We start from the raw sequence: 26,163 nt of genomic DNA on the forward strand, positions 1-26,163 counted from the left end.
ATGCTTTTTTCTTGTCACTATCCATTGCTGGTTCCTTTGGCCCAGTTAATCGCGTTTATCACGTCTTTATCCGAAAGCACCACAGGCAATGGAATTCCCTCTGGTGCATTCGGGCCATAGACAATATTGAATGGCACACCATAACGACCGTGTTTTTGCAGATAACTTGTCACTGATTCACTCGGCACCGTCCAATCGCCTTGCAGTGTAACGACATCCGGCGCTTGAAGGCGGCTGTATACCGGCTCTTGTAACAACACGCCGATTTTGTTGGCTTTACACGTAATGCACCAATCAGCCGTTACATCGACATATACGACATTGCCTGCACTAACCTCGTCAGCGATACGCTGTTCAGACAGCTTTTGCCATGGCAAATCTTGAGGAAGGGGCGTTACCCAATGTGATGTCGTCAGGCTCGCCACCAATAAAGATGCAGTGCAAAGCACAAGACCAAACGCACTCACAAAGATGGCGCGTTTTTTACCGAACACCTTGGCTACACGCCAAATCGCCAGCACCAACACCGCTAATGTGAGGATCACGACCCAACCAAAGGGAAGGTGGTTGGTCAGCAAGCTGATTAGCCAAAGCGCGGTTGCTAGCATCATAAAGCCAAACAATGACTTGAGTTTGTTCATCCAGGGGCCAGGTTTTGGGAGGTGTTTGGCTAAGGAAGGGAAGCTTGCCACCAAGAGCCAAGGCAATGCCATACCTACACCGAGTGCAGTAAAAATTGCCAGCAAGGTTGGTGTAGATGCGGCGAGAGCAAAGGCAACCGCGGTGCCCAGAAAAGGCGCGGAGCATGGCGTTGCCAATAAGGTTGCAAACATGCCTTGCACAAAGTGCCCTGAATAGCTGCTGTCACCGCGCGTTGCTAACCAAGTATTGGCATTGGACGACAAGCGTATATCAAACAAGCCCAACATATTGGCGGCAAACAAGGTCGTGATGACCACCATCAAGCCAATAAAGAAAGGGCTTTGGAATTGAATACCCCAGCCAACGGCGTTGCCGGTTAGCTTTAACACGATAAGCAGACCCGCAATTAGCCAGAATGAAAACACGATCCCTGACGCCGACGCGATAAACTGGCGACGGATTTGCTTTTTATCCAAGCCTTGGGCAGAGATAACGCTGCTCAGTTTCATGCCAAGTACAGGTAATACGCAGGGCATAATATTGAGGATAAGCCCGCCAAGCAGCGCAAATACCACCGCAGTCCCAAATGAGAACGCCGCAGATGTTTTGCTAATGACACCCGTTGAAACAGTAACGGCTTGCTCGGCAAGAAAATCCTTATCAATGAAGGTCAGATTGATGTGTTCGCCTGAAAGCTCGGGTGTACCCATCCAGCTACTGGCTTTGAACGTGGCCGTTACCGTATTGCCGTCTACCGAAACGGTTGGAACGGAATAGGCCACATCCAGCAAAGCCTCAGCGTTGCTATCGACGACTATGTCTGGCGATTGCCAAGGCAAAGTTTTCGTGGCAGAGACTTGCAGTGTCTGCGACGCGTTATCCCAAACAGCGTTGGTCTCACTGATGAGTGGTGATGATTTAGGTACCTGACTGACCGCTTTAGCGTAAAGGTGCAACGCATCTACATTTGTCGTCAATTGTTGAGGTACAAAGGACAACGAGAACGGATAGTCCGTCAATACACAAACCGTTGTACATGAAGACAGCGTCAGTGTGCCTGCAAAGGTCGCGGGCGTTGAGATGTCCTCAACGTGCAAGGCAATTGGAAACACCACATCGTGTTTATAGCCGAGGGTGTCTATGCCCAGCAGGTCGTAACGATGCGGGGCAGGCCAAAACCAGTCTACACGGTCGATATTTTTGGACGCTTGCCAATTAAGGCTCGGTGCCACACCGCCTTCGCCGGGAGAGCGCCAATAGGTTTTCCAGTCTCCTTCGAGTGTTACCTCGATAAAACCGTTCACCGTTTGAGTTTGTGTGTCGACATCGCCGGTCAGCACGACACGCGCTTGAACCGGAGGGTGATTTTGGTTGGTCAGCCAGCCAGTCGATGTTGCTTCAGCCTGAACGAGCGAAGGTGCGAATGCCAGAATGAGCAGTGCACGGACAACACGCCGAATCAGTTGAAAAATATCAGCTTTGGAAGTCATTACATTTCCTTGAGTAAAACAAAACTAAAAAAGAAAAATTTCAGCGTTGTTTATTCTCGGAACACACAAAACGTCAGGTGCCGTCGATAAGGCGGAAGAATGGGCTCGCTAGGAATAAATCCTAGGAAATGTTTTTGCGCTGATTGCCAGCCGATAAAGAGGAAGACAAACACGAATAACGAGAGAGTAATGTTCTCCCAATGGTCTTTAGAGGCAGACAGGAGTTTTTCAGACAGCGCGCAATTTTCGTGATTTTCGTTTGATGCTTGATCAGTTTGTTGTGTCACTTGAGACGCGACGGGGGATGACTTCAACGAACACGTTTGAAACAGACCTGCATTTTGCGACAGGCAGACAAAGACAACCCACCATACCAAGGTGAGTGCCCACTGCGCGTGTGCTTTTGTTGTCGTTTCGGGTTTCATGCTTGTGTCTATATCTCTGTTGTTTTTGCATTGTGTAAGCCGACGCGACTGAATGCAAGGTCACGGGGTCTTCGATGGAACAAATCGTGAAGAGTTCCGATGATTGATGTAAAAAGACCTAAAAACTAAATCGGCTGAAAGAAAAAAGCCCGCATTGGCGGGCTTTTCTGGTTACGGATGATCAGAGATAGGCGTTGGTGCGTAGTGCTGCGGCCCCAGTTTTGCTATCTCAGGAATGATGGTGGCTATGGTCATGGTTGACCATGTACCCGCTACAATACCGATGAACATGGTAACGGAGAAACCAAACAGCGGTTCGCCACCCAAGAGCCATAGCGAGCCGACCGAAATCAAGGTTGTTCCCGAAGTGATGAGGGTACGAGATAAGGTCGACGCAATCGCGCGGTTGTTTAGTTCCGTAATTGGCAGATTGACGTTGGCTTTAAGCAGTTCACGGATTCGATCAGAAATAATGATCGAGTCATTAAGTGAATAACCGAGCACAGCAAGTAATGCCGCCAACACCGTGAGGTTAAACTCCATGCCTGTGATGGAGAAGAAGCCGAGCAACAAGACCACATCGTGTAGTAAGGCGAGCAAAGCACCTGATGCCAATCGCCACTCAAAACGGAAACTCAAGTAACCCAAAATCACCAGCAAGGTGATGAGTACGGCCAATCCTCCTTGTTCTGCGAGTTCTTGACCGACTTGCGGGCCCATCAAGCTGACGTTCACCATTTCCACATTTTGTGAAAATGACTCAAGCAGCGGTTTTAGTTCTGGCTGCTCACTGAGAGTCTCAGGTGCGGCGTAACGCAGTACCCAATCACCGTTTTCACCGCCTGATACCACGGTAACTGGCTGGTGGAGTGCCGCTTCCAATTTATGTTGAATGTCGTTGGCCGTTAGCGATGGGTCCAATCGCACTTCACTGATCATGCCGCCCGTAAAGTCTAAACCGAAGTTTAGACCTTTGGTGCTTAAGGAAATAATCGACAGCACAATCAACACAAAGGAGATAAAACTGCCGAAATGGCGCCACTTGGTGGCGTTGTTCATGTTAATCAGGCTCATATTTTTACTCCTCGACGTGCGTCTCTGCCCCAAACCAAATTGATAATCGCTCGTGAAGCGAAAATACCCGTGAACATACTGGTCAACAGGCCAAGTCCCAATGTCAGTGCGAAGCCTTGAATTGGACCGTTACCGATGGCGTATAGCGTACCGGCAGAGATGAGCGTCGTGATGTTGGAGTCCAGAATGGTGCTAAATGCACTGCTGAAACCTAAATCGATGGATTGCGCTAGGCTTCTGCCTTCTCGCAGTTTTTCTTTGATTCGCTCGAAGATAAGTACGTTGGTATCAACCGCCATACCGACAGTCAGCACCAAACCTGCAATACCTGGGAGCGTGAGTACAGCGCCTGGCAGCAACGCAATCAAGCCAAGCAGCATCACCATGTTTACCACTAGCGCAGCATTAGCAACCCAACCCAACTTGCGATACCACACCGCCATAAAGAGCAGAGTCAGTCCCATGCCCAGAGCCAGCGCAGCAAAGCCGTTTTGGATGTTTTCAGCACCCAAAGACGGGCCGATCGTGCGTTCTTCGACAATGGTAACCGGTGCAGTCAGAGAGCCTGCACGCAGCAGCAATGCCAAGTCTTGCGCGTCATTCAATGAACCCACACCTGTAATGCGGAAGCGATTACCCAGTTGCGCTTGGATCGTCGCGATACTGATGATGGACGTTGATTGTTCCGTTTGGCCTTCAGCATTGCGCGTGTATTCACTGAACGCCGTAGCCATGGGTTTACCGATGTGTTTGCCAGAGAAGTCCGACATCATATGGCCACCTGAGGAGTCCAAAGTGATGTTTACCTCTGGCATGCCCATGTCGCCCATACTGCCGCGCGCATCAACGATGTGATCGCCGGTTAGCACCGGACGGCGGTTAACGTTTACTGGGCTTCCATTTTGGTCAGGGATCACGATGGAGCCAGGTTTGTGGTCACTTACTACTTCGTAAAAAGCAAGGCTAGCCGTCGCGCCGATGACATTTTTCGCGGCTGCAGGGTCTTGTACACCCGGCAATTCAATGCGAATACGATGCTCGCCTTGGCGTTGAACTGCGGCTTCAGTAATGCCTAGCTCTTCGATGCGGCTGCGCATGGTTTGCAGGTTTTGCTGCACAGTCAGGTTGGTCAGCGTTTGTTTTTCTGACTCGGTCAACTGCATGGTGAGTGTGTTGTCGCCCGTCCCTTTAACTTCCCACTGAGGGTATTGCTGATTGATAAACTGGCGAAGTGCTGCTTCATCATGAGCCGTTGGCGCAACAATGGTAACGGCATTGTCTTTGGTGAGCTGCACGTGAACACCGCGAATACGCTCCGCACGTACATGGTCGCGAATGGTTTCCGCTGCTTGATTTGCATGAGATTTGAAGACTTGATGCATGTCCACATCAAGCAGGAATTGAACGCCGCCGCGCAAATCCAAACCGAGTTTAATCGGTTTGAAACCCATATCCAGCAGCCATTGCGGTGCGGCAGGCACCATCGCCAGCGTCACGGCATCGTCTTTGTCAGCTTGCTTTGCCAACGATTGTTTTGCGGCATTTTGTTGTGTGCCGTCAGTTAACACCACGGTGGTTTTGTCACCCGACTGGTCGATGCGTTTAACATCGATACCACTTTTTTCTAGGGATGACTTCAGCGTTATCGCGGAAGGCTGAGCGTTGTCTGTCGACAAAATGACAGCTGCATTTTCACCAAACCAAGAAGGTAAAGCTGAAAACAATAAAATGATGATGGTGGTGATAAGCACCACGTATTTCCAAGCTGGATAGTGATTCAGCAAGGCCGTTCGTTGAGGTCTTTTTTTCATGTTGGATCTCGTTTACCCATCATGGATGGGCAATAGCATCGAAATCACATCTTTACAGTCAAACTACTGTTTAGATGCGAGAATTTAGAAAGTGCCGAAAGCGGCAAAGTCCGACGCTACGCTTGAGATTGGCTGATAAACCGATAGAGAAGATTGGAATCCTTCCAGCCCGATAAACGGTGCGAGGTAGAAGGGGGCCTTAATGTCCAGTCCTGCCAGTGACTGAAAAGGATTTGAACATGAAGGTAAGGGTTTCGCGAACTGTGGGTTTTTAGCTCGGTAACAAGTTCAAATTCGGGCTCGGCACCGTTGGCATGCTCAGGCATGTACGAGCCAGCTCGAACAATGGAAGACAGGCTTGGTGCCAGTGATTTGACTGGCGCGCTTTGGGCATCGGAAACCGAGTTTTCCGATGTATCTGCGTCATTGGCTTGGGTAAGGTGAGTAACGCTTGTGGAGTGGAGCGGCTGACTGTAGCCAGAAACTGGCGCAAACGCGGACAAAAAGACGAGCAGGATGCTGAGCATTACGCCCATCACACCTGTTCTACTCATTTCTTTTGTCTGCATCAGAACGCTACACCTCAAAATTGGCTCGACATCTTACTGCTCGCGATCCTTTTCAACAAGTACTGTTTGGTCAAGGTAGGGTAAATCCTCACTGAATGAGAATGGCGATGTGAGTGTATTCGTGCCCCTCGAATCCAAGCATCTTGCAATTGTTTGGGTATATAATACGGGACCATTCTTACCATCAACCATTTGTACCTTTGCAATGGTGAAGACGAATTAGGCAGCATTGATGACCACGGACATTCAACAAACACTGCAGTCGCTAAAAGCGCAGCTGAACTACCACGGGCACCTTTACTATGTAGAGGACAAGCCAGAACTACCTGATGCTGAATACGACAGGATGATGCAAGAGTTGCTGGCGATTGAGGCTGCGCATCCTGAGCTGATTACTGCGGACTCACCAAGCCAACGCGTCGGTGGTCAACCGTTGGGCGCGTTTGAGCAAGTCCGTCATGAAATTCCAATGCTGTCGCTTGACAATGCCTTTGATGACACTGAATTGGCCGCGTTTGAAAAGCGAATGCAAGACAGATTAGGAGCTGCGGTTGATTTTACCTACAGCTGCGAGCCAAAGCTGGACGGTCTGGCGGTAAGCTTGATGTATGAAAACGGCATTCTTGTTCAAGCAGCAACCCGTGGTGATGGTGCGACGGGGGAAAACATTACCCATAATGCGCGCACCATTCGTAATGTGCCACTTCAGCTTCAAGGCTCAGGTTGGCCAGCGCGTTTGGAAGTGCGTGGCGAAGTGTTCATGCCGAAAGATGGCTTCGATAAGCTGAACGAGAAAAACCTAAAAAAAGGTGAAAAGACGTTCGCTAACCCGCGTAACGCGGCGGCAGGCAGCCTTCGCCAACTCGATCCTAAAATTACCGCCACCCGCCCTTTGCGCTTTTATGCTTACTCAGTGGGTGTGATGTCTGAGGTGTTTGGTGATTCACACATTGGCCGTTTGGAACAGTTAAAGGCGTGGGGTATTCCACTTAGCCCAGAAGTGAAAAAGGTCGAAGGGTTGAACAATGTCATGGCCTATTACCAAGACATCATGACCCGCAGAAATGAACTGCCTTACGAAATTGACGGCGTTGTGATTAAGGTGGATGCGATTGCAACCCAAGAACGCCTTGGCTTTGTCGCACGCGCACCGCGCTGGGCTATCGCGTATAAATTCCCTGCGCAAGAAGAGATCACGGTTCTTCACGATGTGGAGTTTCAAGTAGGGCGCACAGGTGCGATTACCCCTGTTGCCAAGTTAGAGCCAGTCTTCGTAGGCGGCGTGACAGTGTCGAACGCGACCTTGCACAACGCGGATGAAATTGCGCGCCTTGGCGTGAAAATTGGCGACACTGTCATTATTCGTCGTGCCGGTGATGTGATCCCACAAATTGTGAGTGTGGTTGAAAGCCGTCGTCCTGATGATGCTAAGGATGTTGTGTTCCCTGCCGAGTGCCCGGTTTGTCAGTCGCATGTGGAGCGAATTGAAGGTGAAGCTGTTGCACGTTGTTCCGGCGGCCTTATCTGTCGCGCGCAGCGTAAAGAAGCGATTAAGCATTTCTCATCACGCAAAGCATTGGATATCGACGGTTTGGGCGATAAAATTGTCGAACAATTGATTGATAAAGAGTTGATTCAAACACCGGTAGATTTGTTCAAGCTTACCGCTGGCCAAGTCACCATGCTTGATCGCATGGGACCTAAATCTGCACAGAACTTAGTAGATGCATTGGCAAAAGCTAAAGAAACGACCTTGCCACGCTTTATTTACTCACTAGGTATCCGCGAAGTGGGTGAAGCGACGGCGGCAAACCTTGCAAACCACTTCTTTACCTTTGAAGCCATTCGCGAAGCGACAGAAGAGCAGCTGATTGAAGTGCAAGATGTTGGTGTTATCGTTGCCAAGCACGTTGCATCGTTCTTTAGTGAAGCGCACAACATTGAAGTGATTGACGCTCTGTTAGCTGGCGGGGTTCATTGGGCAGCGATTGAACAGCGTGATGAAAACGAGCCTCAACCGCTGGCTGGCAAAACCGTTGTGCTGACAGGTACACTCTCTCAAATGGCAAGAAACGATGCGAAAGCAGCACTGCAAGCATTAGGCGCGAAAGTGACGGGTAGTGTATCGGCTAAAACGGATTTATTGATCGCGGGTGAAGCGGCTGGTTCAAAACTGGCGAAAGCACAACAATTGGGTATCGAAATATTGGATGAAGACGGAATGCTTGCTCTTCTAAATCGATAGTGATTTCATCGAGCTGTAAACAATAAAGCGCTGGCGGTTAGCCAGCGTTTTTTATTGCCTGAAATACATGCTTGCGAGGCAGATCTAATATTTTTCGAGTAAAAATTAGCCATCAAAAATAGGCTGTTTCGATAGATTGCTGGAGAAGTAAGTGGTTGTGAGCATGATCTCAATAGTGATTTAAGTGACGATTTCTTAAAAGTGAAATGAATTTAAGTGCATGAATTTCATCTATTTATATTTTTATTTTATATAAAAATATAAATACGAGATCATGATCACGAACAGGGATGGAACTTTGCGTCGAGTCATATTTTTTTAACAACAAATAAATTTCTCGTTGATGTTTTTTTGTGTGGAAGTAGGCTGGGACATATCGATTGAGGGAGAGTTCAATCGGTTATCAAAAAATCTAAAGCAATGAAGTCTAAATTGTTTTGGAGTTTCGAATCATCGGACATTGCTTTCGGCGGCCAACCTTTAAAGCGGTGTACGAACATTCTGAAAAATCCCTTTTAGGAGTTATTTTCCATGGAAAAAATGTTTAAACGTTCAGTATTGGGTGCTGCTGTAGCTTTTGCAGCTGTTTCAGGTAGCGCAAATGCAGCAATCGAACTAGTCGGTCAAAATGTAGTTCTTTACGGACAAGCTGCTGGTTTTGCTCACATCACAAACCCTGAAGTAGGTGAAGGTGTGGCAGAAGTTGTAATGGAATCACGTATTGGTTTCCGCGGTCGTGTAGAGTTTGATAACTTCTCACCAGATCTAATCTGGCAAATGGAAGGCGGTAATGCTGGTAGCGACGGTGGTAGCTTAGGTCAGCGTGATACCTTTATCGGTCTTGATTTTGACGGTGTAGGTAGCTTTAAGTACGGTCGCCAGCTTGTTGCTTCATACAACTATGTTGACTGGCCTCACTCAAACCCAGGTCTTGGTAACGTTTTTGATGGCCATAACACTTTAGGCGGTTGGTCTGTAAACTCTGATGGTGATCAAGAAGTTGCTCGAGTTGCTTTTGAAGATCGTGCAAACAACGTTTTCCGCTTCGATTCAGCAACATTTGGTGGTATCAACTTCCAAGCTACCTTGAGCGGTATGGGTAGCACTCGCGATGCGCTGGTTTCAAGTGTGGCTACATCATACACAAATGGTGCACTGAATCTTCATGCTGGTTACTACAACCAAGCTCGTTACACAGCTGATAATGCACCAGCAGGCGACAACTCTTACATTATTGTAGGTGGTAGTCTGGCTCTGGGTGACATCACACTGACAGCAGGTTGGAAGAGCATGGAAAATGGTCTTACCAACAATGATCAAGATGCATTCTCTGCAACAGCTCAATACGTTATTGATGGTACTTGGATGCTGAAAGCTGGTTATGCTGCGACCACTGACTCAAAACTGGGTGATAACGACGGTTCAACAGCAATCACTGGCCGTGTTGGTTACTTGCTGCCAAGCGCGATTATCTACACTGACGTTCGCTCTTACGACTACTACGGTAGTGCTGAGCAAGTAGGTACCACCGTTGATGGAACAAATATCCTTATCGGTATGGAATACTACTTCTAATAAAGCGAAATATTTTCGCTACGGGCGGACCTAGATGGTCCGCTTTTTCGTGTTTTAAGTATACAAAACAGACAGGAAAATAGTCTCCCAGTTAGTCATGTTCGTTGTTCCAAACACAAATGGCATCATTTAAACGTGAAAATTAATCTTACGATGTGATGAAGGTCTTCTTTGACTAAGTATGTGACTTATATGTTTTGCAGCAGTTGTAGTAACATCGGGGCAGGTGTCTCTGGGCACTTTTTCTTTTTCATGGAGGGCTGTATGCGACGTTTTTTCTACTCACTGATTATTTTAATGGGATTCTTACCCGTAGTTTCACAAGCAGAGGTTGTTGTTAAATTACACAAAGATGTTGAAGCTTTAGTTGTAAATGGTGAGGAGTTACCACTGTCAGTGACGACTAAAACGAAATTTACACTGCCTGATGGCGTTAACCAGTTGGTAGTCCGTGTATCTAAGTTGGTCCAATCAACAAGCACAGATTGGGACAAGTTTAAGTCAGACCCTCTGGTCCTAACATTTAATGTTAGTGATACGGAGTTGGAAGTACTCCCTACCAAAAGAATTTTCTCGGAAAGAGATATTGGAAATTTTAAAAAATCGCCTTCCTTCAAGCTTGTAGATAGCAAGGGTAACGAAACGCAAGCCAATCAGACGCTTTTGCCGAAAGGTCCAGGTTTGATGCGTGACCATCAAAAAGAGATAAATTTGTTCAACAAAAAATACGGATTGAAGTTCCAGAAAGCAGAAGAACTTCAAAGTGGTCCTGCAGAATTAGACATCCCGACCAATAATTCTTCTGTTCCAGTGCCTGCTGCAGTAGCTGCTACGGTGCTGGCTCCAGAAGAAGCGACTACACCAAAAGTTAATACAACAAAGGCTGCTGCAGCACAGAAAAGTGTTCAGTCAAACCCAGGTCATTCAATGATATTGATGCAAGCTGATTTCTTAAGACTTGATGTGGAAGAACAACAGCAGTTTCTTAGATGGGCGGTTGAAAACGTAGGGTCATGATAGTTGACCGAGCGTAAAGATTAGAGGAAAGGGCTTCATATGAAGCCCTTTTTCTGTTACCACTGTTGGCCAACGTTTGGGTCAAAGCTGCCGCCGTTGTTGGTGCAAATCAAAGTTGGAAGGTAATCGGTCGAGCCATCTGGTAAATCACACATTACGAGTGGTCCTGTTTGAGTTGCCCAGCCCGAATCATTTGCTTGGGTGGTGAAGCTCATCGAAAATGCGAAACCAAGTGCTGCTACTAAAGTAAAAATCTTCTTCATCGTAACTCTCCTAACTAATTGCCTAACTATTTGTTATGTGTTTCACAGTTATGTTAGGACTGTTTTACATTTTTCGATGAAAAATAAGATCGAGATCTTATTTGTGAGACTTTTCATGTTTGTTTACAACGATATGTCCCTTTTCGCCATGGCGTTTTCTAATTATATCCAGTGATTGTTCAACGCCTCATCAACGCTTACAATAGCGGCTTTCTCGGAATTCAATCCGTGTCCTTAGAACTTTGCTGAACGTTATAGGATTAACATGACAGTTAAAACACGTTTTGCACCAAGCCCAACAGGCTTCTTGCATGTAGGTGGTGCGCGTACTGCACTATATTCTTGGCTTTACGCTAAACACACTGGCGGTGAGTTTGTACTTCGTATTGAAGACACTGACTTAGAACGTTCTACCCAAGAAGCTATTGACGCAATTATCGAGGGTATGGAATGGCTAGGTTTGGATTGGGATGAAGGTCCTTACTATCAGACCAAGCGTTTTGATCGTTATAACGAAGTTGTCGATCAATTGATGGCTGAAGACAAAGCTTATAAATGCTATGCGCCGAAAGAGTTGCTTGACGAAATTCGTGAAGAGCAAATGGCTGCAGGTCTTAAACCTCGTTATGACGCAAACCACCCTCGCATTATTGAGGCAAACAGCAATGTTGCTGATGATGCGCCTTTCTGTATCCGTTTTCGTAACCCGAAAGAAGGTTCAGTTGTTTTTGAAGACTATGTGCGCGGTCGTATCGAGTTCTCAAACAGCGAATTGGATGATCTGATTATCCGTCGTACAGACGGCAGTCCTACCTATAACTTCTGTGTAGTTATTGACGATATCGATATGGGCATTACACAGGTTGTGCGTGGTGAAGACCATATCAACAATACGCCTCGTCAAATCAATATCTACAAAGCGTTGAATGCAAAAATCCCTGAGTTTGCACACTGCTCAATGATTCTGGGTGATGACGGTGCAAAACTGTCGAAACGCCATGGCGCAGTTAGCGTTATGCAATACCGCGACGAAGGCTATCTGCCACAAGCATTGCTGAATTACTTGGTGCGTTTGGGTTGGTCTCATGGTGACCAAGAAATCTTCTCAATGGAAGAAATGATTGAGCTCTTCCGTTTGGAATCAATTTCGAAGTCTGCATCAGCGTTCAACACCGATAAGTTGCTTTGGTTGAACAACCACTACATTAAGTCATCTGAGCCAGAGTATGTTGCTAAATACTTGCAATGGCATATGGATGCGAAAGAGATCTCTGTGGAAAATGGTCCAGCGTTGACTGATGTTATTCAATTAGTTGGTGAGCGTTGCAATACACTGGTTGAACTTGCTGAGCAAAGCCGATACTTCTACCAAGATTTTGAAGAGTTTGAAGCGGGTGCCGCGAAGAAACATCTTCGCCCTGTAGCTAAAGAGGCACTGGAGCTGGCTAAAGCGAAAGTTGAAGCTCTAGATACTTGGACGACTGAAAACCTTCACACTGTGATTGCTGATGTATGTTCTGAGTTGGAGCTGGGCATGGGTAAGGTCGGTATGCCGCTGCGTGTTGCTGTTACAGGTCAAGGTCAGTCACCATCAGTTGATGCCGTGATGCAATTGGTTGGTAAAGATCGTGTAATCAAGCGAATCGACTTAGCTCTTGAATACATTAACCAGCGTGCTGCTCAATAACCACCGTTAATCTGTGATCAAGCCCCGACATTGTTCGGGGCTTTTTTCTACCTAATTTTTACTAATTGAAAACTAAATCAATAACATAATGCGACTGGGTTCACTTTCCTGGTCCCGAAATCATAAGTGCTTAGTCTTTGTGTTTTTCATTAAGTGCTAATTAAGTGATTTTGTTCACGTTGAATTTGGTTTTTCTGAATTTTGCATGTTTTTTAGATATTTAAAAGATTTTAAGTGTATGATTTTTATGGGTTAATAATCTTTTATATTTTAATTTTGAACCAATTCAAACTTCATTCAGATATGGATTTTTTTTTTATCGAGACGAATTAAGCTGCTCGTCGTTGATAAATCAAATCAATAAAACACCGGTGTCGTTTGCTTTCGGCGGCCAACTTGAAGCAAACGAAACTCTTCGCCGGGAATTACATATTTAAGGAGTTTTCCATGGACAAAACTTTCAAACGTACGCTTTTAGGCATGGCTGTAGCAATGGCTGCAGTATCTGGTTCAGCAAATGCAGCTATTTCTTTGGCTGGCGACGCAGTAAATCTTTACGGTCAAGCAGCTGGTTTTGCACACATCACTAACCCAGAAGAAGGTGAAGGTGCAGCTCAAGCAGTTATCGAATCACGTGTAGGTTTCCGTGGCACAGTAGAATTCGACAACTTTGCTCCTAACTTCATTTGGCAAATCGAAAGTGGTGATGCGAACGCTACCGATTACGGTTCATTCGGTATGCGTGATACTTTCGTAGGTCTGGACTTTGAAGGCGTTGGTAGCTTCAAGTTTGGTCGTCAGCTGGTAGCTTCATACAACTACGTTGACTGGCCACACTCAAACCCAGGTCTGGGTAACGTTTTTGATGGTCACAACACACTTGGTGGTGTTGGCGTAGACGCTGATGGCAAATATGAAGCAACGCGCGTTGCATTTGAAGACCGTGCAAACAACAACTTCCGTTTTGACTCTGCAACTTTTGGCGGTTTTAACTTCCAAGCTACTCTGAGTGGCATGGGCGACACTCGTGACGCACTTGTAATGAGTGTTGCGGGTTCTTACACCTACAATGGTTTGAGCCTGCACGCTGGTTACTACGACCAAGGTGGTTACACTAACTCTGACAATGTGAAAGCTGGCGACAACTCTTACATCATCGTTGGTGGTAGCCTGACTATGGGTGACATCACGCTGACTGCTGGTTGGAAGAGCATGGAAAATGGTCTGAACAACAATGACCAAGACGCATTCTCTGCAACAGCTCAGTACATCATCGACGGTACTTGGATGCTGAAAGCTGGTTACGCTGCAACTACAGACTCTAAACTGGCAAATGATGACGGTTCTACAGCAATCACTGCTCGCGTAGGTTACTTGCTGCCAAGCGCAATCATCTACACCGACGTACGTTCTTACGACTACTACGGTGCTGACAAATCAACAGATGCAACAAACGTTCTGATCGGTCTGGAATACTACTGGTAATCGACCAAACGTTGTCCTAAACATCAAACGGGCCCTTGTGGCCCGTTTTTCTTTTTGCAGTTTTGAAAATTAAAGCACCGAGGGATGGTCAATCAGAAAATGAATTAAAGAGAGTTATTCAGCTAATAAAGTAGTTTAGAAAGAAGATGGCGCTCCCACAGGGACTCGAACCCCGATCGGTCGCTTAGGAGGCGACTGCTCTATCCTGTTGAGCTATAGGAGCACATGGTGCCGAGGATGACACCGATGTGCTTAGTATACCGAATGATTAGAATAGGTTAAGTGTAAAGTCCGCTTATTGTGTTCCTTTGGTGGTTAAATCACCAATCTGAATACTTGAGCTCAGTTCAACCGGTGCAACAGTAAACTCTGCAGATTTTTCGTAAACACGGCTAACGGTCAAGATCATTTCACTTTTTTTCAGTTGAGTGCGTTGTACACCAAACTGATCGGTAAATGATGCGTTGTGCCAAAGAGACAGTTCATCACCGTATTTCACACCGTGGATACGCCCCGCGTTGATTTGTCCTTTCTGGTCATTAATGGCAACAATCTCTGGCGTTGTGGCGCGGCAAGACAAATTACTTTCTAAATCCAAAAGGATGTTTCGGCTGACACGCTGCGCCATTTCCCCGTAAGGAGACGTCCAAAATCGTGCGGTTTTAGTATCAACTTGGCTGTGACGTTCAAAAGGCCACGCCGCAATGTCGCGATAGTTGTTTTGGTAAATCACTTCCCCGGACTTTCCGTCAATTACATCTATTGATAACGCTAATTGCCTGTTCGTTTCATCATTTCTGAATCGTTTTTGATCGATTGTTGCACTCATATCAGTAATTGAGCCCACCAAAATAAACTGAGAGCCAGTGTCTTCTGCGATCATGCTAGCCACTTCCGGTGAGGAAGGGGAGACATGATGTGGAGTGATCCCCTGAGCGACAAAGCTTTGCGCTTGGGTTTCAAATTGGCGCTGAAGCAAAACCGTAAAGTCATCGCCAAACTGGAATATTCCGCCAAGGGCAGCGTGTTGTGGCGAAACAATGTCGAAGCGGCTCATGAGTAGCCCTTTCTTGTATTGGTTCTTGTGGCAAGCATTTGCCGATGGGTAAATGTCGATGCGGGCAGTCAATTTAATGACGCCCCCTCTCTCTTTAGTGTCGATAACTTGGATATGTCTGATTTCATTGCCGCTGAACTGGTAGTCGCTTCGGGACTCTTTGAAATAAGGACGAATGTTTGCCAGCCCGGCAATATCGGCACCTGAGTATTTCAGGGCCTGATAAACTGCGTCCTCGAGTGCTCTTTCTCGCGCCTGCCCAGAATTTGTCAAAACGGTGCTTGTTCCTGTCACCTCGTACCATGCGGCCTGCGCTGATGCGGCAGCCAGCAGTAATCCTGTCGCGATAGGGGTAAGAAATCTTGTACTCATAAGACCCGTTTCCAATAATAGGTATAAAAATTGCTAGACCAAAATACATCGCATACAAAGTGGCAACGTGGTTAGCAAATACGGCAAGTTAATGACCACGATGATGCAAATAATGTTCCTAAATTTAGGAAAGATAAAGGTCAAATCAGGTGAGTGAAAGTTATTCAGTTTACCTAATGACTATGGACGAGCTCGGAGCCAGACAATAATGAAAAACTGGATAGTTATCTTAATGAGTCTAGTAACCGTTTCCTGTGCTTATCATCCGATTTATAACGGTAAAGAGCCGTATTCGGGAAGCCAGTTTCTGTTACAGCAAACACCTCGGCACACGTTGGATTACTTTCTTGATGGTCTCGCTGAAGAATTACTCGAAACCAATAACTACTTGACGGCAAGAACACCGATGGCTGTGGTGTCATTTGTTGATGTAGAAGAAATGGATGAAACCAACTGGCTGGGTAACTCTGTCACTGAAGGTATGATCTATCAGATGCAGCGCCGAGGTTTCACCGTCATTGACTTTAAGAATACAGGTTCGATTCGTGTAACGCCAGAAGGGGATTTTACCCTGAGCCGCAATTGGAAAGAGCTACACCCAGAGCAGCAAATTGATTATGTGTTGACGGGCACCATGCTTCGTCAAGGCGGCGGTGTGTTGGTGAATGCGCGCATCGTAGGCATGCGCTCGCGTGTTGTGGTGGCTTCGTCGCAAGGTTTCTTACCTGCGGACAGAATTGGCCGCGACATTGATACACTACGAAAAGTTCGCATTGAAGACGGCGTTATTATTCGAGGCGACAAGCGCAAGCACTCGGTGGATACCGTTATTCTCAAACCCTGATAAATGAACGGAGCAAACATGAAAACGTGGCTGACAACGGCTTTATTGCTGATGCTGACAGCGTGCCAACCCTTAACCACCATCCGTTCTGATGAATTGCTTACAGCGGTCGGTACTGCGTCTATCAGCGCGCAACGCGGTGAGACAATGGAAGAGAAGCAGTTCCGTGCGATGAGAGCATCCAAGCTAGAAGCCTATAAAGAGCTTTCCGAGCAAGTGTATGGCATTCGCATCAGCGGTTTGACGGAAGTGGACGATCAAAGCTTGGGCAACGACAGAACACACGGTGCCGTCGACGGTATTATTCGTGCAGCAGAAGTCATTTCCAGCTATAAAGTGGGTGACAGCTATGTCACAGAGATGGAGCTGAACCTTCGCAAGATGAACAAGATGAAAGAATATGGCGAATCACATCATGTTCCATCAAACACCACAGTGATCTTCTAGTTTCTCGATACTCAAAAGCTTTAAAAAAAGAAAAGCAGCCATTTGGCTGCTTTTCTTTTCTGTTCGTTATTTCTTAGGCTTTGATGTTTGTGCCCAGTGTGCGACTGCCGGATGCTTGCCCATCACTGTCATAGGTGAGCTCATTTTTGCCTGCGGCTTCTTGGAAAAGGTTACGAAGCTTATGCATGCTAAGTTGCGCGCGTTGAAGTGCAGCACCGTTGCTTTCATTCAAAGAGTGGCATTGCTCGAGCGTTTGTTTGATTTTGGTTATCTGCTCTTTCACTTCATCTGATGGGGACGCCAATTCGCTGCATCTTGCCAGTTGAGCGTCTGTAAGTTGGATGCGTTGAATGGTTGCCAGCTTTCTTTTGGCGCAAGCTTCAATGTCAGTGGCCTTTCTTGCGGCAATCACTGTGGTTTCAGTTTCCATTACTTCTAACAGCTCAAGGACATTGTCGGACTGAGCTTGAAGCAATTCTTCAAACGTTGGCGTCGACATTAATGATTACTTGAGCCCACGAAGTTCATCTTCGTGTTTGAGCATGTTAGACGCCAGGCGATCAGCATCGACTCGGTATGAGCCATTTGCAATCGCTTCTTTGATCGCAGCGACTTTTGCGCTGTCGAAATGGGTTTCGCTTGCCATTTGTTGATTCATTGCGCCAATTGCTCGGCTTTGCTCACTTAAAGAAAACGCATCACCTTTGTGATTGCGCACTTCGCCTGAACCGCTTGATTCAACGGCAGTGCCTTGTGACTTGCTTTGGTTGCTTCTGTTCGTATTTAACGGCTGACCAGAACGCAGATGATCGATACTTGCCATAACTAAGCCTTAATATCTGTCCGAACCTTCTGTTGCTCACAGTATCGGCAGCACTTATGTGAACTTTAGCACTAAATTTCACTAAATTAGAATTTCACATCTACGTGCCCAACTGCTGTGATTGTAGCATCAACGATACGGTTAGATTTGCTGTTGCGAACCTTAATTTGCTCCCCGAGAGCACCGTCACTTAATGCACTACCTTTTGCAATAATATTCAATCCAGTACCGGAAGCTGTAATGATGACTTCATCATTGCGGCAGACCATACAAATATCGTTGCCTTGCACCGGCTCTCCCATACCCACGTTTCTCTTTATCCGAGAGCCGACGATGATATCCGCGTCTGTGTATGTCTGACCACGCTGAAATCGGGCATCGACCAATTGAATAATCAGATCGGCATGGGTCAGCGTAATACCTCGGTCGAGCGGTCTTTTAGCAACGATGACAGGTGTAAGGAGTTTTATTTGCACCGGCACATACACTTGCCAGTTATCGTCTTTGCAACGCACCATCACAGTGACGCTTTTATTCAATGATTGGCGACCGGGAACCGTCGTTTCGAGTGGAGACGGGCAATTGGAGAGCACGAGTCTTGAATCAAGATGCCCGGCTTCAACATCGAGCTGGCCGTGTTCTGGCGGGGTTATCAGCGTTTCTACATAACTTTCAGCAGCATCTTTTACTGCTTGGAGTTGATTTGCTGGAGCAGCGGCTATAATTGAGCTAAAGCCACTGACAAGTGTGCCGATAATGATGCAAACTAATCGTTGATAACACATAAGTCACAGAATGGTTAGTGAAAGTTAATATAGCTGCAGTGTTCCTTCAATTCGCATGCCAGAATAACGGCTTGCGCAAATGTTTGCTGCAATACGATAACAAAAACAGGGCAATATGGAGTTTATCTTATGTCTGGGATTCTTGATACGGTCAATCAGCGTACGCAACTTGTCGGCCAGAACCGTCTGGAGCTATTGACCTTTCGTTTGATGCGTAGACAACGCTACGGCATCAACGTGTTTAAGGTAAAGGAAGTGCTCCAGTGTCCAAAGCTGACCTCAATGCCAAATCTTCACCCTCTTGTGAAAGGGGTAGCACACATCCGAGGCCAGACCGTTTCTGTTATTGATATGAGTTTGGCGACAGGCGGTTTACCGATCAACGATCCGGAAAATCGCTTCATTATCATTTCTGAATTTAACCGTTCTACCCAAGGTTTCTTGGTGGGCTCGGTTGAACGTATCGTTAACATGCACTGGGAAGCGATCCTGCCACCACCTGAAGGCACAGGTAGCTCTAACTACTTGACCGCGGTGACTGAGATTGATGGTGAACTTGTTGAGATCCTCGACGTAGAGAAAATCCTCAACGAAATCTCGCCAGTTAATGAAGAAATCAGTGAAGAAGTTCTGTCGCAAAAACCAGTAGTAGAAGAAGGCGGTTCGGCTCCAAATGTGGTGCTGGTCGCGGATGATTCTAGCGTTGCGCGCCGTCAGGTGAAACGTGCGGTTGAAACCATCGGGTATGATGTGATTCTGGCGCATGATGGACGCGATGCGTTGAACAAGCTTCAAGAGATGGCAGCAGAAGGCGACATCTACGATCGACTGGCTCTGGTGATTTCTGATATTGAAATGCCAGAGATGGATGGCTACACCTTAACGACTGAAATCAAAAAGGATGCGAACCTTAAAGATCTTCATGTAGTATTGCACTCGTCACTCAGTGGTGTGTTCAATGAAGCGATGGTTCAGCGCGTTGGCGCAGACGCATTCATTCCGAAATTTGATCCGGACGAGTTGAGCGCAGCAGTCATCCAAGCGGTTAAGGGCGTAGAAAGCTAATCAATGACAAATATAGCCATAACAGATCAAGAATATCGCGACTTTTGTAAGTATCTGGAAGCGAAGTGTGGAATCGTTCTTGGCGACAGCAAGCAATATCTCGTAAGAAGCCGTTTGAGCCCGCTGTTAAGCAGATATAGCCTGTCATCAATGACAGAGCTATTTCAGCTTGTATTATCTAACCGCAACAGGGACTTGGCTGTTGCGGCCATTGACGCGATGACGACAAACGAAACCTTGTGGTTCCGCGACGGTTATCCGTTTGAGGTGCTGGCAAATCGCCTTCTTCCTGAGTTGGCGCAATCAAAACGCCCGATCAAAATTTGGTCTGCGGCCAGCTCTTCAGGTCAAGAACCGTATTCCATGGCAATGACCATTCAGGAAGTTCAGGCGAAAAAACCAGGCATGCTGGGCAATGTCTCCATTACGGGGACAGACATTTCCTCGACCATGCTGGAGAACTGCCGAGCAGGTGTGTACGACAACTTGGCCTTAAGCCGTGGGTTGTCACCGGAACGCAAGCGCCAGTTCTTTGAGGACGCGGGTGACGGCCGAATGAAAGTGAAAGATACGCTGAAACGTATGGTCACCTTTAAGCCGCAAAACCTGATGGACAGTTATGGCATGCTGGGTAAGTTCGACATTATTTTCTGTCGTAACGTACTGATTTACTTCTCACCTGAGATGAAGTCGCAAGTGCTAAACCAGATGGCAAACAGCCTAAACCCAGGTGGATACTTGCTGCTGGGTGCGTCCGAGTCGCTAACTGGCCTGACTGACCGCTTCGAGATGATCCGCTGTAACCCTGGCATCATCTACAAACTCAAGTAGTTATCCTTTCCCGAAAAAGCGGCACAGAAGTTGCCGCTTTTTTTATGTCTTCTTTTTGCCTACAAGCCGTTCCTCAGCGATTGCGTTGGGACTAAAGACCATTATTTCAAAACGTTAGACTGGTTTTTCTTCTGTGAAAGTAAAGTTGGCATCTATATTGCAGATTTGTGGGTAGTGAATTTTAGGAGGTTGCCAAATGGCGATATCGTTCGACAAAGCTCTGGGCGTACATCAGCACACCGTCGGTGTCCGTGCTCAGCGCGCTGAGACCTTGGCGAGTAACTTAGCCAACGCCAACACGCCGGGATATAAAGCCCAGGATGTTGACTTCGAGCGAGCACTGCAGGCGGCAACTTCAGGGGCAAAGATTGGCCTTAGCAGAACTGACGGGCGGCACATTGATGCCTCCTCACAAGTGAATGGCCAAAAAATGTATCGCATCCCCAACCAGCCAGATACCGGTGACGGCAATACCGTTGATGCCCAGGTAGAACGAAACCTGTTTATGCAGAACGCACTGGAGTATCAGGCATCGTTAGATTTCCTTGGCTCTAAGTTCAAGAACTTAAGCAAAGCTTTGAAAGGGGGTAACTGATGAGTCTGTTTAACGTCTTTAATGTTACAGGTTCCGCCATGAGCGCAGAATCAGTAAGACTCAATACCACATCCAGTAACTTGGCGAATGCGAACTCTGTCAGCAGCTCTGCGGCAGAAACGTACAAAGCACGCCACCCTGTTTTCGCAGCAGAACTGAATAAAGCAACGTCACAAAGTGGCTCAAGTGTACCCGTTCGTGTCGCTGGCATTGTCGAAAGCCAAAAGCCTCTTCGCGCGGAATACAACCCAGAGCATCCAATGGCGAATGCAGAAGGTTATATCTTCAAACCGAATGTTAACGTGATGGAAGAGATGGCTAACATGATTTCGGCCTCCCGTTCCTATCAAACCAACGTAGAAGTTGCGGAAGCCAGCAAGCAAATGCTGATGCGCACGCTACAGATGGGCGAGTAAAGGTAGGAGAGCGGCGTTATGAATCCGATAGATGGAGCAGGCGGAGCAAGTAGCGGAAGCTACATGGACCAGCTCAAAGCGTTACAAGAAAAGCAACGCGCGGAACGTGGTGACACGGGCGAGAAAGTCACGGGTCAGCAAGATCTGAATCAAGAAGACTTTCTGTCTCTGCTTACTAAGCAGCTGGCGAACCAAGATCCGTTCAAGCCTGTCGACAACGAACAGATGATCGCGCAAATGGCATCGTTTGCCACGGTTGATGGCATCGGCAAAATGAACGAGCAGTTTGGTTCGTTGAACGCAGCCATGACCTCAAGCCAAGCACTCCAAGCCTCATCGCTGGTCGGTCAAGATGTACTGGTGCCAGGCAACGAAGGCTTTAAAGCAGCCATGGGCGGTATCGCTGGCGTGGTGAAGCTGCCGCAAGCGTTAAACGACGTAGTTGTACGAATTCAAAATGAAAGAGGCGAGCTACTGCGCACTTTCAATCTCGGTGCCAAGTCGCCGGGTGACCATCGCATTGAGTGGGATGGCAAAGACGACAGTGGCAACGTTCTGCCGGAAGGCAATTACTCAATGAACGTGAGCGGTAATGTAAACGGTAAATCCCAAGACTTTGAACTGTCGACGTATGCAAACGTAAACAGTGTCCTTCTGGGGAACGGTGACGGCAATGTGATGTTGAATATCGCGGGATATGCGTCGCCAATCAAGCTATCTGAAGTGCTTGAAGTCGGCAAAGCCAACATCGGCGATGTAAGCCAGAGCTGAAAAGATTAAGGAGTTCCAGCAATGTCATCATTAAATATCGCATTGAGCGGCTTGGCGGCAGCTCAAAAAGACATGAACACCACCAGTAACAACATTGCGAACGCCAACACTTTTGGTTTTAAAGAATCGCGTGCTGAGTTTGGTGATGTGTATTCAGCGTCGATTTTCTCGAACGCGAAAACCACCACAGGTAGCGGTGTTCAAACGTCTATCGTTGCTCAACAGTTCCACGAAGGTTCAAGTATTTACACCAATAACCCGCTGGATCTGCGTATCAGTGGTAACGGTTACTTTGCGGTTGCGAATGACAACCTGGCGACGCAAGACAATGTGCTAACACGTAACGGTGCATTCCATCTTGATAAGAACAACAACATTGTGAACTCTGAAGGTCAATTCCTGTTGGGTTACAACGTTGACACTGAAACGCTTCAAGTTGGTTCTTTTGAGCCAAAAGCGTTGAATGTGCCGGATCAGTTTGGTCAGCCTCGCGCCTCTCAAAACGTTGAAATCGGCTTGAACCTGCCAGCTGGCGGTGCGGAAAAAGACCCAGCACTGTTCAACCCTGAAGATCCAGACACGTACAACAAAGCTACATCTGCCACTATCTTTGACTCACTGGGTCAGCCATACAAGCTGACAACCTACTACGTGAAAGACAACGTGACGCCAAACAAATGGGCGGTTTACTACTCAGCGACCGATCCAACAGGCGAAAAACCATTGAGCTTGACGCAAGGTGAATTCACCAGTGCAACAGGCCAAGTCGGTCACTCCATTGAATTTAACAGCGATGGTTCAGTCAACGCCGTGAATGGTGGCGCACCGATTACAACGGTTGAGTTGGGTCCAAACGGTGCTGGCCTTGAAATGAATGGTGCAGACGGCACGCAAGCCCTGACCATTGATTTTGACGAACCAACCCAGTACGCATCACCGTTTGAAATGCGTAAATTTACCGAAGATGGCGCAACGACAGGTTACCTGGCAAAAGTGGACATCGATCCTAAAGGTACCATCATGGCGACCTACAGTAACGGTGAAAACGTGGCGTTGGGCCGTGTTGCTATGGTTCGCGTATCAAACCAACAAGGCCTTTCTCAAGCGGGTAACACCCAGTGGAAAGTAACCCAGCAATCCGGTGAGGCGGTGTGGGGTGAAGCGATGCAAGGTGCATTTGGTAAAGTGAAAAGCGGTACCATTGAGCAATCAAACATCGACATGACCCAAGAGCTGGTGGATTTGATCACTGCGCAACGTAACTTCCAAGCGAACTCACGTTCTTTGGAAGTAGGCAATCAGATGCAGCAGACTATCCTGCAGATCCGATAAACACTTTTCCGCTTTGACATTGCCGCTCAATCATTGGGCGGCAATTCCTTTCCCAAATTGACATGCATTTCCCTCACCCACTTGTACGAAATTCGCACTAACCTTCTGTAAAATCATAATTTAACCAATTGGCATTCTTCTTGCTTATTGCTATGTATAAGCGACAGGAGAACGTCTTAATGGATCGCGCATTATTTCTCGCCATGAGTGGCGCAAAGCAAGACATGCAAGCCCTTCAGCTACGCGCTAACAACCTAGCAAACGTAAGCACCACGGGCTTTCGTGCGGATTTAGAGCAAGCCAGAGCGATGCAAGCTTACGGTGAAGGTCTGCCTACGCGCGTATTCAATATGACAGAGCGTCCGGGGCATAGCTTTGCACAAGGTTCAACCATCACGACGGGTCGTGAACTAGACGTTGCCGTGAAAGGTGACGGTTGGCTGGCGGTTTTAGATGGAACTGGTCAAGAAGGCTACACCCGCGTCGGTAATTTGAAGGTTGACCAAACAGGTTTGCTGCAAAACGGTCACGGTCATCTGATCTTGGGTGAGGGCGGTGCGCCTATCTTCCTACCGCTTCCTGTCTCCAAAATTGAAATCGGCACAGACGGCACGGTTTCCGTGTTGCCGCAAGGTGCGCCACCAGAAGCGATGGAAGAAGTGGGTCGCATCAAACTGGTTCGCCCGAACAACCAAGATTTATTCAAAGATAAGAACGGCGTGTTTAAACCAATTAACCCTGGCACTGTCTATGACGCAGATGCTGGCGTTACGCTGCTAACTGGCGCACTTGAAGGCAGTAACGTTAACGCAATTGGTGAAATGACGGGCCTTATCGACTTGCAGCGTCACTTTGAAATGCAGGTCAAATTAATGAAAACCGCGGAAGAGATGGATCAAGCATCCAGTTCTCTGCTGCGCATGGGCTAAGTAAGAGGGATAAAACATGCATCCAGCTCTATGGGTAAGTAAAACCGGCCTTGATGCCCAACAAACCAATATCTCGACCATTTCGAACAACCTTGCGAACGCCTCAACCGTGGGCTTTAAGAAATCGCGTGCCGTGTTCGAAGACTTGTTTTACCAAAACATCAATCAGCCGGGCGGTCAGTCTTCTCAGAATACCGAATTGCCGAGCGGTTTGATGCTGGGTGCAGGTTCAAAAGTGGTGGCAACGCAGCGTGTTCACACCAACGGTAACGCGCAAACCACCAATAACGCGCTTGATCTGATGATCGAAGGCGATGGCTTCTTCCAAGTTCTGCTGCCAGACGGCAACATTGGTTACCAACGTAACGGTCAGTTCACCTTGAACGATGAAGGCGTGCTCGTGACATCAGGTGCCGGCTATCCACTAGAGCCAGAAATCGTGGTTCCGCCAGATGCCATTCAAGTCACCATCGGTACCGACGGTGAAGTGTCTGCGCGCTTACGTGGCCAAACGGCAAATGCTGTTTTGGGCCAAATCACTACCGTAGATTTTATCAACCCGGGCGGTCTTGAGCCGATCGGTCAAAACCTCTACCTACCAACAGGTGCCAGTGGTGACCCGCAAGAGGGTGTGCCGGGTCTTGATGGTTTGGGAAGTATTCGTCAGTCAATGCTGGAAACCTCCAACGTGAACGTAACGGAAGAGCTGGTAAACATGATTGAAGCGCAGCGAGTTTATGAAATGAACTCCAAAGTGATTTCATCTGTCGACCAGATGCTGAGCTACGTGAATCAGAACCTATAAGGGAGTAGAGCGCGGATGAAAAAATTACTGCTAACCGGTCTAATGCTGGCAACCGTTTCGGGCTGCTCCATGCTAAATCCTGAAGGTTTGTTGCCACAAGATGAGATTGTGCAAGGCACGACGGAAACCGACGCTGTTGAAGGTACCACAGAACCGGGCAGTGAAGGCTTGATTGGCCTGCTTCGCCAGCGCGAAGATGCCATTGCAGGTGACCCAAACTGGACGCCGCTTCATCCGACTTCACAACCTGAACACTATGCGACAGCAACCGGCTCACTGTTCAGCGTGGCAAAAGCGCAAGATCTTTACGATGACACCAAACCTCGTGGTATCGGTGACATTGTGACTGTGCTGTTGGAAGAAAAAACCCAAGCCAAGAAGAGTGCTAGCTCAGACGCGAATAAGTCTAGCGACCTGAGCATGGATCCGCTGGAAATGGGCGGCCAAGAAGTTACGATTGGTGAATCCAACCTGTCTTATGCGGCAAGCACGATAACAAAACAAGTGGCTCAACCAGTGCTGACCAAAGCAACAGCATCAGCGGTTCAATTTCCGTCGAAGTTGTTGATGTACTGGCTAACGGCAATCTCATGATCCGTGGTGAAAAGTGGCTGACATTGAACACAGGTGATGAATACATTCGCCTAAGCGGCACTATTCGTCCGGATGACATCAGCCAGGAAAACACCGTGGCCTCTACCCGTATTTCTAACGCGCGAATTCAGTATTCAGGCACGGGTGATCGTCAAGATACGCAAGATCAGGGATGGTTGGCACGATTCTTTAATGTCGTTCTTTAACGCGTATT

25 protein-coding genes, 1 tRNA gene and 1 pseudogene are annotated in these 26,163 nt (G+C 47.5%); 16 read left to right on the forward strand and 11 right to left on the reverse strand.

The window, feature by feature from the left end; translation table 11 throughout:
• Positions 1 to 17 precede the first annotated feature (17 nt).
• The 5 genes from ATN88_RS11695 to ATN88_RS11715 form a co-directional block, all read right to left on the reverse strand.
• Entirely contained in the window at positions 18 to 2,132 is a 2,115-nt protein-coding gene (locus ATN88_RS11695; RefSeq protein ID WP_067415805.1) for a protein-disulfide reductase DsbD family protein, read from the reverse strand.
• Positions 2,133 to 2,182: 50 nt separating this feature from the next.
• A complete protein-coding gene (locus ATN88_RS11700; protein ID WP_067415808.1) occupies positions 2,183 to 2,557 on the reverse strand; it encodes a hypothetical protein in 375 nt (124 codons plus the stop codon).
• Between the two features lie 171 nt (positions 2,558 to 2,728).
• Entirely contained in the window at positions 2,729 to 3,631 is a 903-nt protein-coding gene (gene secF, locus ATN88_RS11705) for a protein translocase subunit SecF (protein WP_408607704.1), read from the reverse strand.
• The gene (gene secD / locus ATN88_RS11710; protein ID WP_067415811.1) at positions 3,628 to 5,442 is read right to left on the reverse strand and encodes a protein translocase subunit SecD; all 1,815 of its coding nucleotides are present in this window, start codon (positions 5,440 to 5,442) and stop codon (positions 3,628 to 3,630) included. The genes secF and secD overlap by 4 nt, the downstream gene beginning before the upstream one ends.
• Positions 5,443 to 5,558: 116 nt before the next feature.
• The gene (locus ATN88_RS11715; protein WP_232313145.1) at positions 5,559 to 5,996 is read right to left on the reverse strand and encodes a hypothetical protein; all 438 of its coding nucleotides are present in this window, start codon (positions 5,994 to 5,996) and stop codon (positions 5,559 to 5,561) included.
• Between the two features lie 247 nt (positions 5,997 to 6,243).
• Between ATN88_RS11715 and ligA the strand changes: the two genes are divergently transcribed.
• From ligA to ATN88_RS11730, 3 genes are all read left to right on the forward strand, one after another.
• The gene (ligA, locus tag ATN88_RS11720; protein ID WP_067415816.1) at positions 6,244 to 8,256 is read left to right on the forward strand and encodes an NAD-dependent DNA ligase LigA; all 2,013 of its coding nucleotides are present in this window, start codon (positions 6,244 to 6,246) and stop codon (positions 8,254 to 8,256) included.
• A 531-nt stretch (positions 8,257 to 8,787) separates the two neighbouring features.
• Positions 8,788 to 9,831, forward strand: coding sequence for a porin (locus ATN88_RS11725; protein WP_067415819.1), 1,044 nt, complete (start codon positions 8,788 to 8,790; stop codon positions 9,829 to 9,831).
• A gap of 264 nt (positions 9,832 to 10,095) precedes the next feature.
• Positions 10,096 to 10,848, forward strand: coding sequence for a YccT family protein (locus ATN88_RS11730; protein WP_067415823.1), 753 nt, complete (start codon positions 10,096 to 10,098; stop codon positions 10,846 to 10,848).
• Between the two features lie 56 nt (positions 10,849 to 10,904).
• Here ATN88_RS11730 and ATN88_RS11735 read toward each other — a convergent pair whose 3' ends face one another.
• Positions 10,905 to 11,111, reverse strand: coding sequence for a hypothetical protein (locus ATN88_RS11735; RefSeq protein ID WP_067415828.1), 207 nt, complete (start codon positions 11,109 to 11,111; stop codon positions 10,905 to 10,907).
• 265 nt (positions 11,112 to 11,376) lie between these two features.
• On the opposite strand from ATN88_RS11735, the gene gltX reads away from it, so the two are divergent.
• Both gltX and ATN88_RS11745 read left to right on the forward strand, forming a co-directional pair.
• Positions 11,377 to 12,798: a glutamate--tRNA ligase gene (gltX, locus tag ATN88_RS11740; RefSeq protein WP_067415834.1), complete on the forward strand. Its 1,422-nt coding sequence runs from the start codon at positions 11,377 to 11,379 to the stop codon at positions 12,796 to 12,798.
• Between the two features lie 447 nt (positions 12,799 to 13,245).
• Positions 13,246 to 14,283, forward strand: coding sequence for a porin (locus ATN88_RS11745; protein WP_067415837.1), 1,038 nt, complete (start codon positions 13,246 to 13,248; stop codon positions 14,281 to 14,283).
• A 147-nt stretch (positions 14,284 to 14,430) separates the two neighbouring features.
• On the opposite strand, the gene ATN88_RS11750 is transcribed toward ATN88_RS11745, so the two are convergent.
• Together ATN88_RS11750 and ATN88_RS11755 are read right to left on the reverse strand one after the other, a co-directional pair.
• Positions 14,431 to 14,506, reverse strand: a tRNA-Arg gene (locus ATN88_RS11750).
• A gap of 72 nt (positions 14,507 to 14,578) precedes the next feature.
• Complete coding sequence (locus tag ATN88_RS11755) at positions 14,579 to 15,712, reverse strand: flagella assembly protein FlgT (protein WP_067415841.1); 1,134 nt, start codon at positions 15,710 to 15,712, stop codon at positions 14,579 to 14,581.
• 208 nt (positions 15,713 to 15,920) lie between these two features.
• Between ATN88_RS11755 and ATN88_RS11760 the strand changes: the two genes are divergently transcribed.
• Positions 15,921 to 16,556, forward strand: coding sequence for a FlgO family outer membrane protein (locus ATN88_RS11760; protein WP_067415844.1), 636 nt, complete (start codon positions 15,921 to 15,923; stop codon positions 16,554 to 16,556).
• A gap of 18 nt (positions 16,557 to 16,574) precedes the next feature.
• Positions 16,575 to 17,003, forward strand: coding sequence for an LPP20 family lipoprotein (locus tag ATN88_RS11765; protein WP_067415848.1), 429 nt, complete (start codon positions 16,575 to 16,577; stop codon positions 17,001 to 17,003).
• Positions 17,004 to 17,076: 73 nt separating this feature from the next.
• On the opposite strand, the gene ATN88_RS11770 is transcribed toward ATN88_RS11765, so the two are convergent.
• The 3 genes from ATN88_RS11770 to flgA form a co-directional block, all read right to left on the reverse strand.
• Entirely contained in the window at positions 17,077 to 17,502 is a 426-nt protein-coding gene (locus tag ATN88_RS11770; RefSeq protein ID WP_067415853.1) for a flagella synthesis protein FlgN, read from the reverse strand.
• Between the two features lie 6 nt (positions 17,503 to 17,508).
• The gene (flgM, locus tag ATN88_RS11775) at positions 17,509 to 17,826 is read right to left on the reverse strand and encodes a flagellar biosynthesis anti-sigma factor FlgM (protein WP_067415856.1); all 318 of its coding nucleotides are present in this window, start codon (positions 17,824 to 17,826) and stop codon (positions 17,509 to 17,511) included.
• A gap of 86 nt (positions 17,827 to 17,912) precedes the next feature.
• The gene (gene flgA / locus ATN88_RS11780) at positions 17,913 to 18,611 is read right to left on the reverse strand and encodes a flagellar basal body P-ring formation chaperone FlgA (protein ID WP_067415859.1); all 699 of its coding nucleotides are present in this window, start codon (positions 18,609 to 18,611) and stop codon (positions 17,913 to 17,915) included.
• A gap of 129 nt (positions 18,612 to 18,740) precedes the next feature.
• Between flgA and ATN88_RS11785 the strand changes: the two genes are divergently transcribed.
• The 9 genes and pseudogenes from ATN88_RS11785 to flgH all read left to right on the forward strand — a co-directional run bounded on the left by ATN88_RS11785 (position 18,741) and on the right by flgH (position 26,155).
• Entirely contained in the window at positions 18,741 to 19,676 is a 936-nt protein-coding gene (locus tag ATN88_RS11785) for a chemotaxis protein CheV (RefSeq protein ID WP_067415862.1), read from the forward strand.
• A gap of 3 nt (positions 19,677 to 19,679) precedes the next feature.
• Positions 19,680 to 20,507 (forward strand): CheR family methyltransferase, encoded by an 828-nt coding sequence (locus ATN88_RS11790; RefSeq protein ID WP_067415865.1) that lies wholly within the window; start codon positions 19,680 to 19,682, stop codon positions 20,505 to 20,507.
• Positions 20,508 to 20,703: 196 nt separating this feature from the next.
• Complete coding sequence (flgB, locus tag ATN88_RS11795) at positions 20,704 to 21,102, forward strand: flagellar basal body rod protein FlgB (protein ID WP_067415868.1); 399 nt, start codon at positions 20,704 to 20,706, stop codon at positions 21,100 to 21,102.
• Entirely contained in the window at positions 21,102 to 21,518 is a 417-nt protein-coding gene (gene flgC, locus ATN88_RS11800) for a flagellar basal body rod protein FlgC (RefSeq protein ID WP_067415871.1), read from the forward strand. Before flgB ends, flgC begins: the two co-directional genes overlap by 1 nt.
• An 18-nt stretch (positions 21,519 to 21,536) precedes the next feature.
• Positions 21,537 to 22,289, forward strand: a complete 753-nt coding sequence (gene flgD / locus ATN88_RS11805) for a flagellar hook assembly protein FlgD (RefSeq protein ID WP_067415874.1) — start codon at positions 21,537 to 21,539, stop codon at positions 22,287 to 22,289.
• 21 nt (positions 22,290 to 22,310) lie between these two features.
• Positions 22,311 to 23,621 carry a flagellar hook protein FlgE gene (gene flgE / locus ATN88_RS11810; RefSeq protein ID WP_067415877.1) on the forward strand — a complete coding sequence of 437 codons (1,311 nt, stop codon included), beginning with the start codon at positions 22,311 to 22,313 and terminating at the stop codon, positions 23,619 to 23,621.
• Positions 23,622 to 23,800: 179 nt separating this feature from the next.
• Entirely contained in the window at positions 23,801 to 24,550 is a 750-nt protein-coding gene (locus ATN88_RS11815) for a flagellar basal body rod protein FlgF (protein ID WP_067415880.1), read from the forward strand.
• 16 nt (positions 24,551 to 24,566) lie between these two features.
• Entirely contained in the window at positions 24,567 to 25,355 is a 789-nt protein-coding gene (flgG, locus tag ATN88_RS11820) for a flagellar basal-body rod protein FlgG (protein WP_067415881.1), read from the forward strand.
• Between the two features lie 15 nt (positions 25,356 to 25,370).
• Positions 25,371 to 26,155: pseudogene (gene flgH / locus ATN88_RS11825) on the forward strand (flagellar basal body L-ring protein FlgH).
• The last annotated feature ends 8 nt before the right edge of the window (positions 26,156 to 26,163 follow it).

Source organism: Enterovibrio coralii (assembly GCF_001559595.1).
GTDB classification, from domain to species: domain Bacteria; phylum Pseudomonadota; class Gammaproteobacteria; order Enterobacterales; family Vibrionaceae; genus Enterovibrio; species Enterovibrio coralii.

Bases quoted from the DNA above. Each gene is read 5' to 3' on its own strand.
- ATN88_RS11695 (WP_067415805.1), bottom strand. From the start codon at position 2,132: ATGACTTCCAAAGCTGATATTTTTCAACTGATTCGGCGTGTTGTCCGT.
- ATN88_RS11700 (WP_067415808.1), bottom strand. From the start codon at position 2,557: ATGAAACCCGAAACGACAACAAAAGCACACGCGCAGTGGGCACTCACC.
- secF (WP_408607704.1), bottom strand. From the start codon at position 3,631: ATGAGCCTGATTAACATGAACAACGCCACCAAGTGGCGCCATTTCGGC.
- secD (WP_067415811.1), bottom strand. From the start codon at position 5,442: ATGAAAAAAAGACCTCAACGAACGGCCTTGCTGAATCACTATCCAGCT.
- ATN88_RS11715 (WP_232313145.1), bottom strand. From the start codon at position 5,996: ATGAGTAGAACAGGTGTGATGGGCGTAATGCTCAGCATCCTGCTCGTC.
- ligA (WP_067415816.1), top strand. From the start codon at position 6,244: ATGACCACGGACATTCAACAAACACTGCAGTCGCTAAAAGCGCAGCTG.
- ATN88_RS11725 (WP_067415819.1), top strand. From the start codon at position 8,788: ATGGAAAAAATGTTTAAACGTTCAGTATTGGGTGCTGCTGTAGCTTTT.
- ATN88_RS11730 (WP_067415823.1), top strand. From the start codon at position 10,096: ATGCGACGTTTTTTCTACTCACTGATTATTTTAATGGGATTCTTACCC.
- ATN88_RS11735 (WP_067415828.1), bottom strand. From the start codon at position 11,111: ATGAAGAAGATTTTTACTTTAGTAGCAGCACTTGGTTTCGCATTTTCG.
- gltX (WP_067415834.1), top strand. From the start codon at position 11,377: ATGACAGTTAAAACACGTTTTGCACCAAGCCCAACAGGCTTCTTGCAT.
- ATN88_RS11745 (WP_067415837.1), top strand. From the start codon at position 13,246: ATGGACAAAACTTTCAAACGTACGCTTTTAGGCATGGCTGTAGCAATG.
- ATN88_RS11755 (WP_067415841.1), bottom strand. From the start codon at position 15,712: ATGAGTACAAGATTTCTTACCCCTATCGCGACAGGATTACTGCTGGCT.
- ATN88_RS11760 (WP_067415844.1), top strand. From the start codon at position 15,921: ATGAAAAACTGGATAGTTATCTTAATGAGTCTAGTAACCGTTTCCTGT.
- ATN88_RS11765 (WP_067415848.1), top strand. From the start codon at position 16,575: ATGAAAACGTGGCTGACAACGGCTTTATTGCTGATGCTGACAGCGTGC.
- ATN88_RS11770 (WP_067415853.1), bottom strand. From the start codon at position 17,502: ATGTCGACGCCAACGTTTGAAGAATTGCTTCAAGCTCAGTCCGACAAT.
- flgM (WP_067415856.1), bottom strand. From the start codon at position 17,826: ATGGCAAGTATCGATCATCTGCGTTCTGGTCAGCCGTTAAATACGAAC.
- flgA (WP_067415859.1), bottom strand. From the start codon at position 18,611: ATGTGTTATCAACGATTAGTTTGCATCATTATCGGCACACTTGTCAGT.
- ATN88_RS11785 (WP_067415862.1), top strand. From the start codon at position 18,741: ATGTCTGGGATTCTTGATACGGTCAATCAGCGTACGCAACTTGTCGGC.
- ATN88_RS11790 (WP_067415865.1), top strand. From the start codon at position 19,680: ATGACAAATATAGCCATAACAGATCAAGAATATCGCGACTTTTGTAAG.
- flgB (WP_067415868.1), top strand. From the start codon at position 20,704: ATGGCGATATCGTTCGACAAAGCTCTGGGCGTACATCAGCACACCGTC.
- flgC (WP_067415871.1), top strand. From the start codon at position 21,102: ATGAGTCTGTTTAACGTCTTTAATGTTACAGGTTCCGCCATGAGCGCA.
- flgD (WP_067415874.1), top strand. From the start codon at position 21,537: ATGAATCCGATAGATGGAGCAGGCGGAGCAAGTAGCGGAAGCTACATG.
- flgE (WP_067415877.1), top strand. From the start codon at position 22,311: ATGTCATCATTAAATATCGCATTGAGCGGCTTGGCGGCAGCTCAAAAA.
- ATN88_RS11815 (WP_067415880.1), top strand. From the start codon at position 23,801: ATGGATCGCGCATTATTTCTCGCCATGAGTGGCGCAAAGCAAGACATG.
- flgG (WP_067415881.1), top strand. From the start codon at position 24,567: ATGCATCCAGCTCTATGGGTAAGTAAAACCGGCCTTGATGCCCAACAA.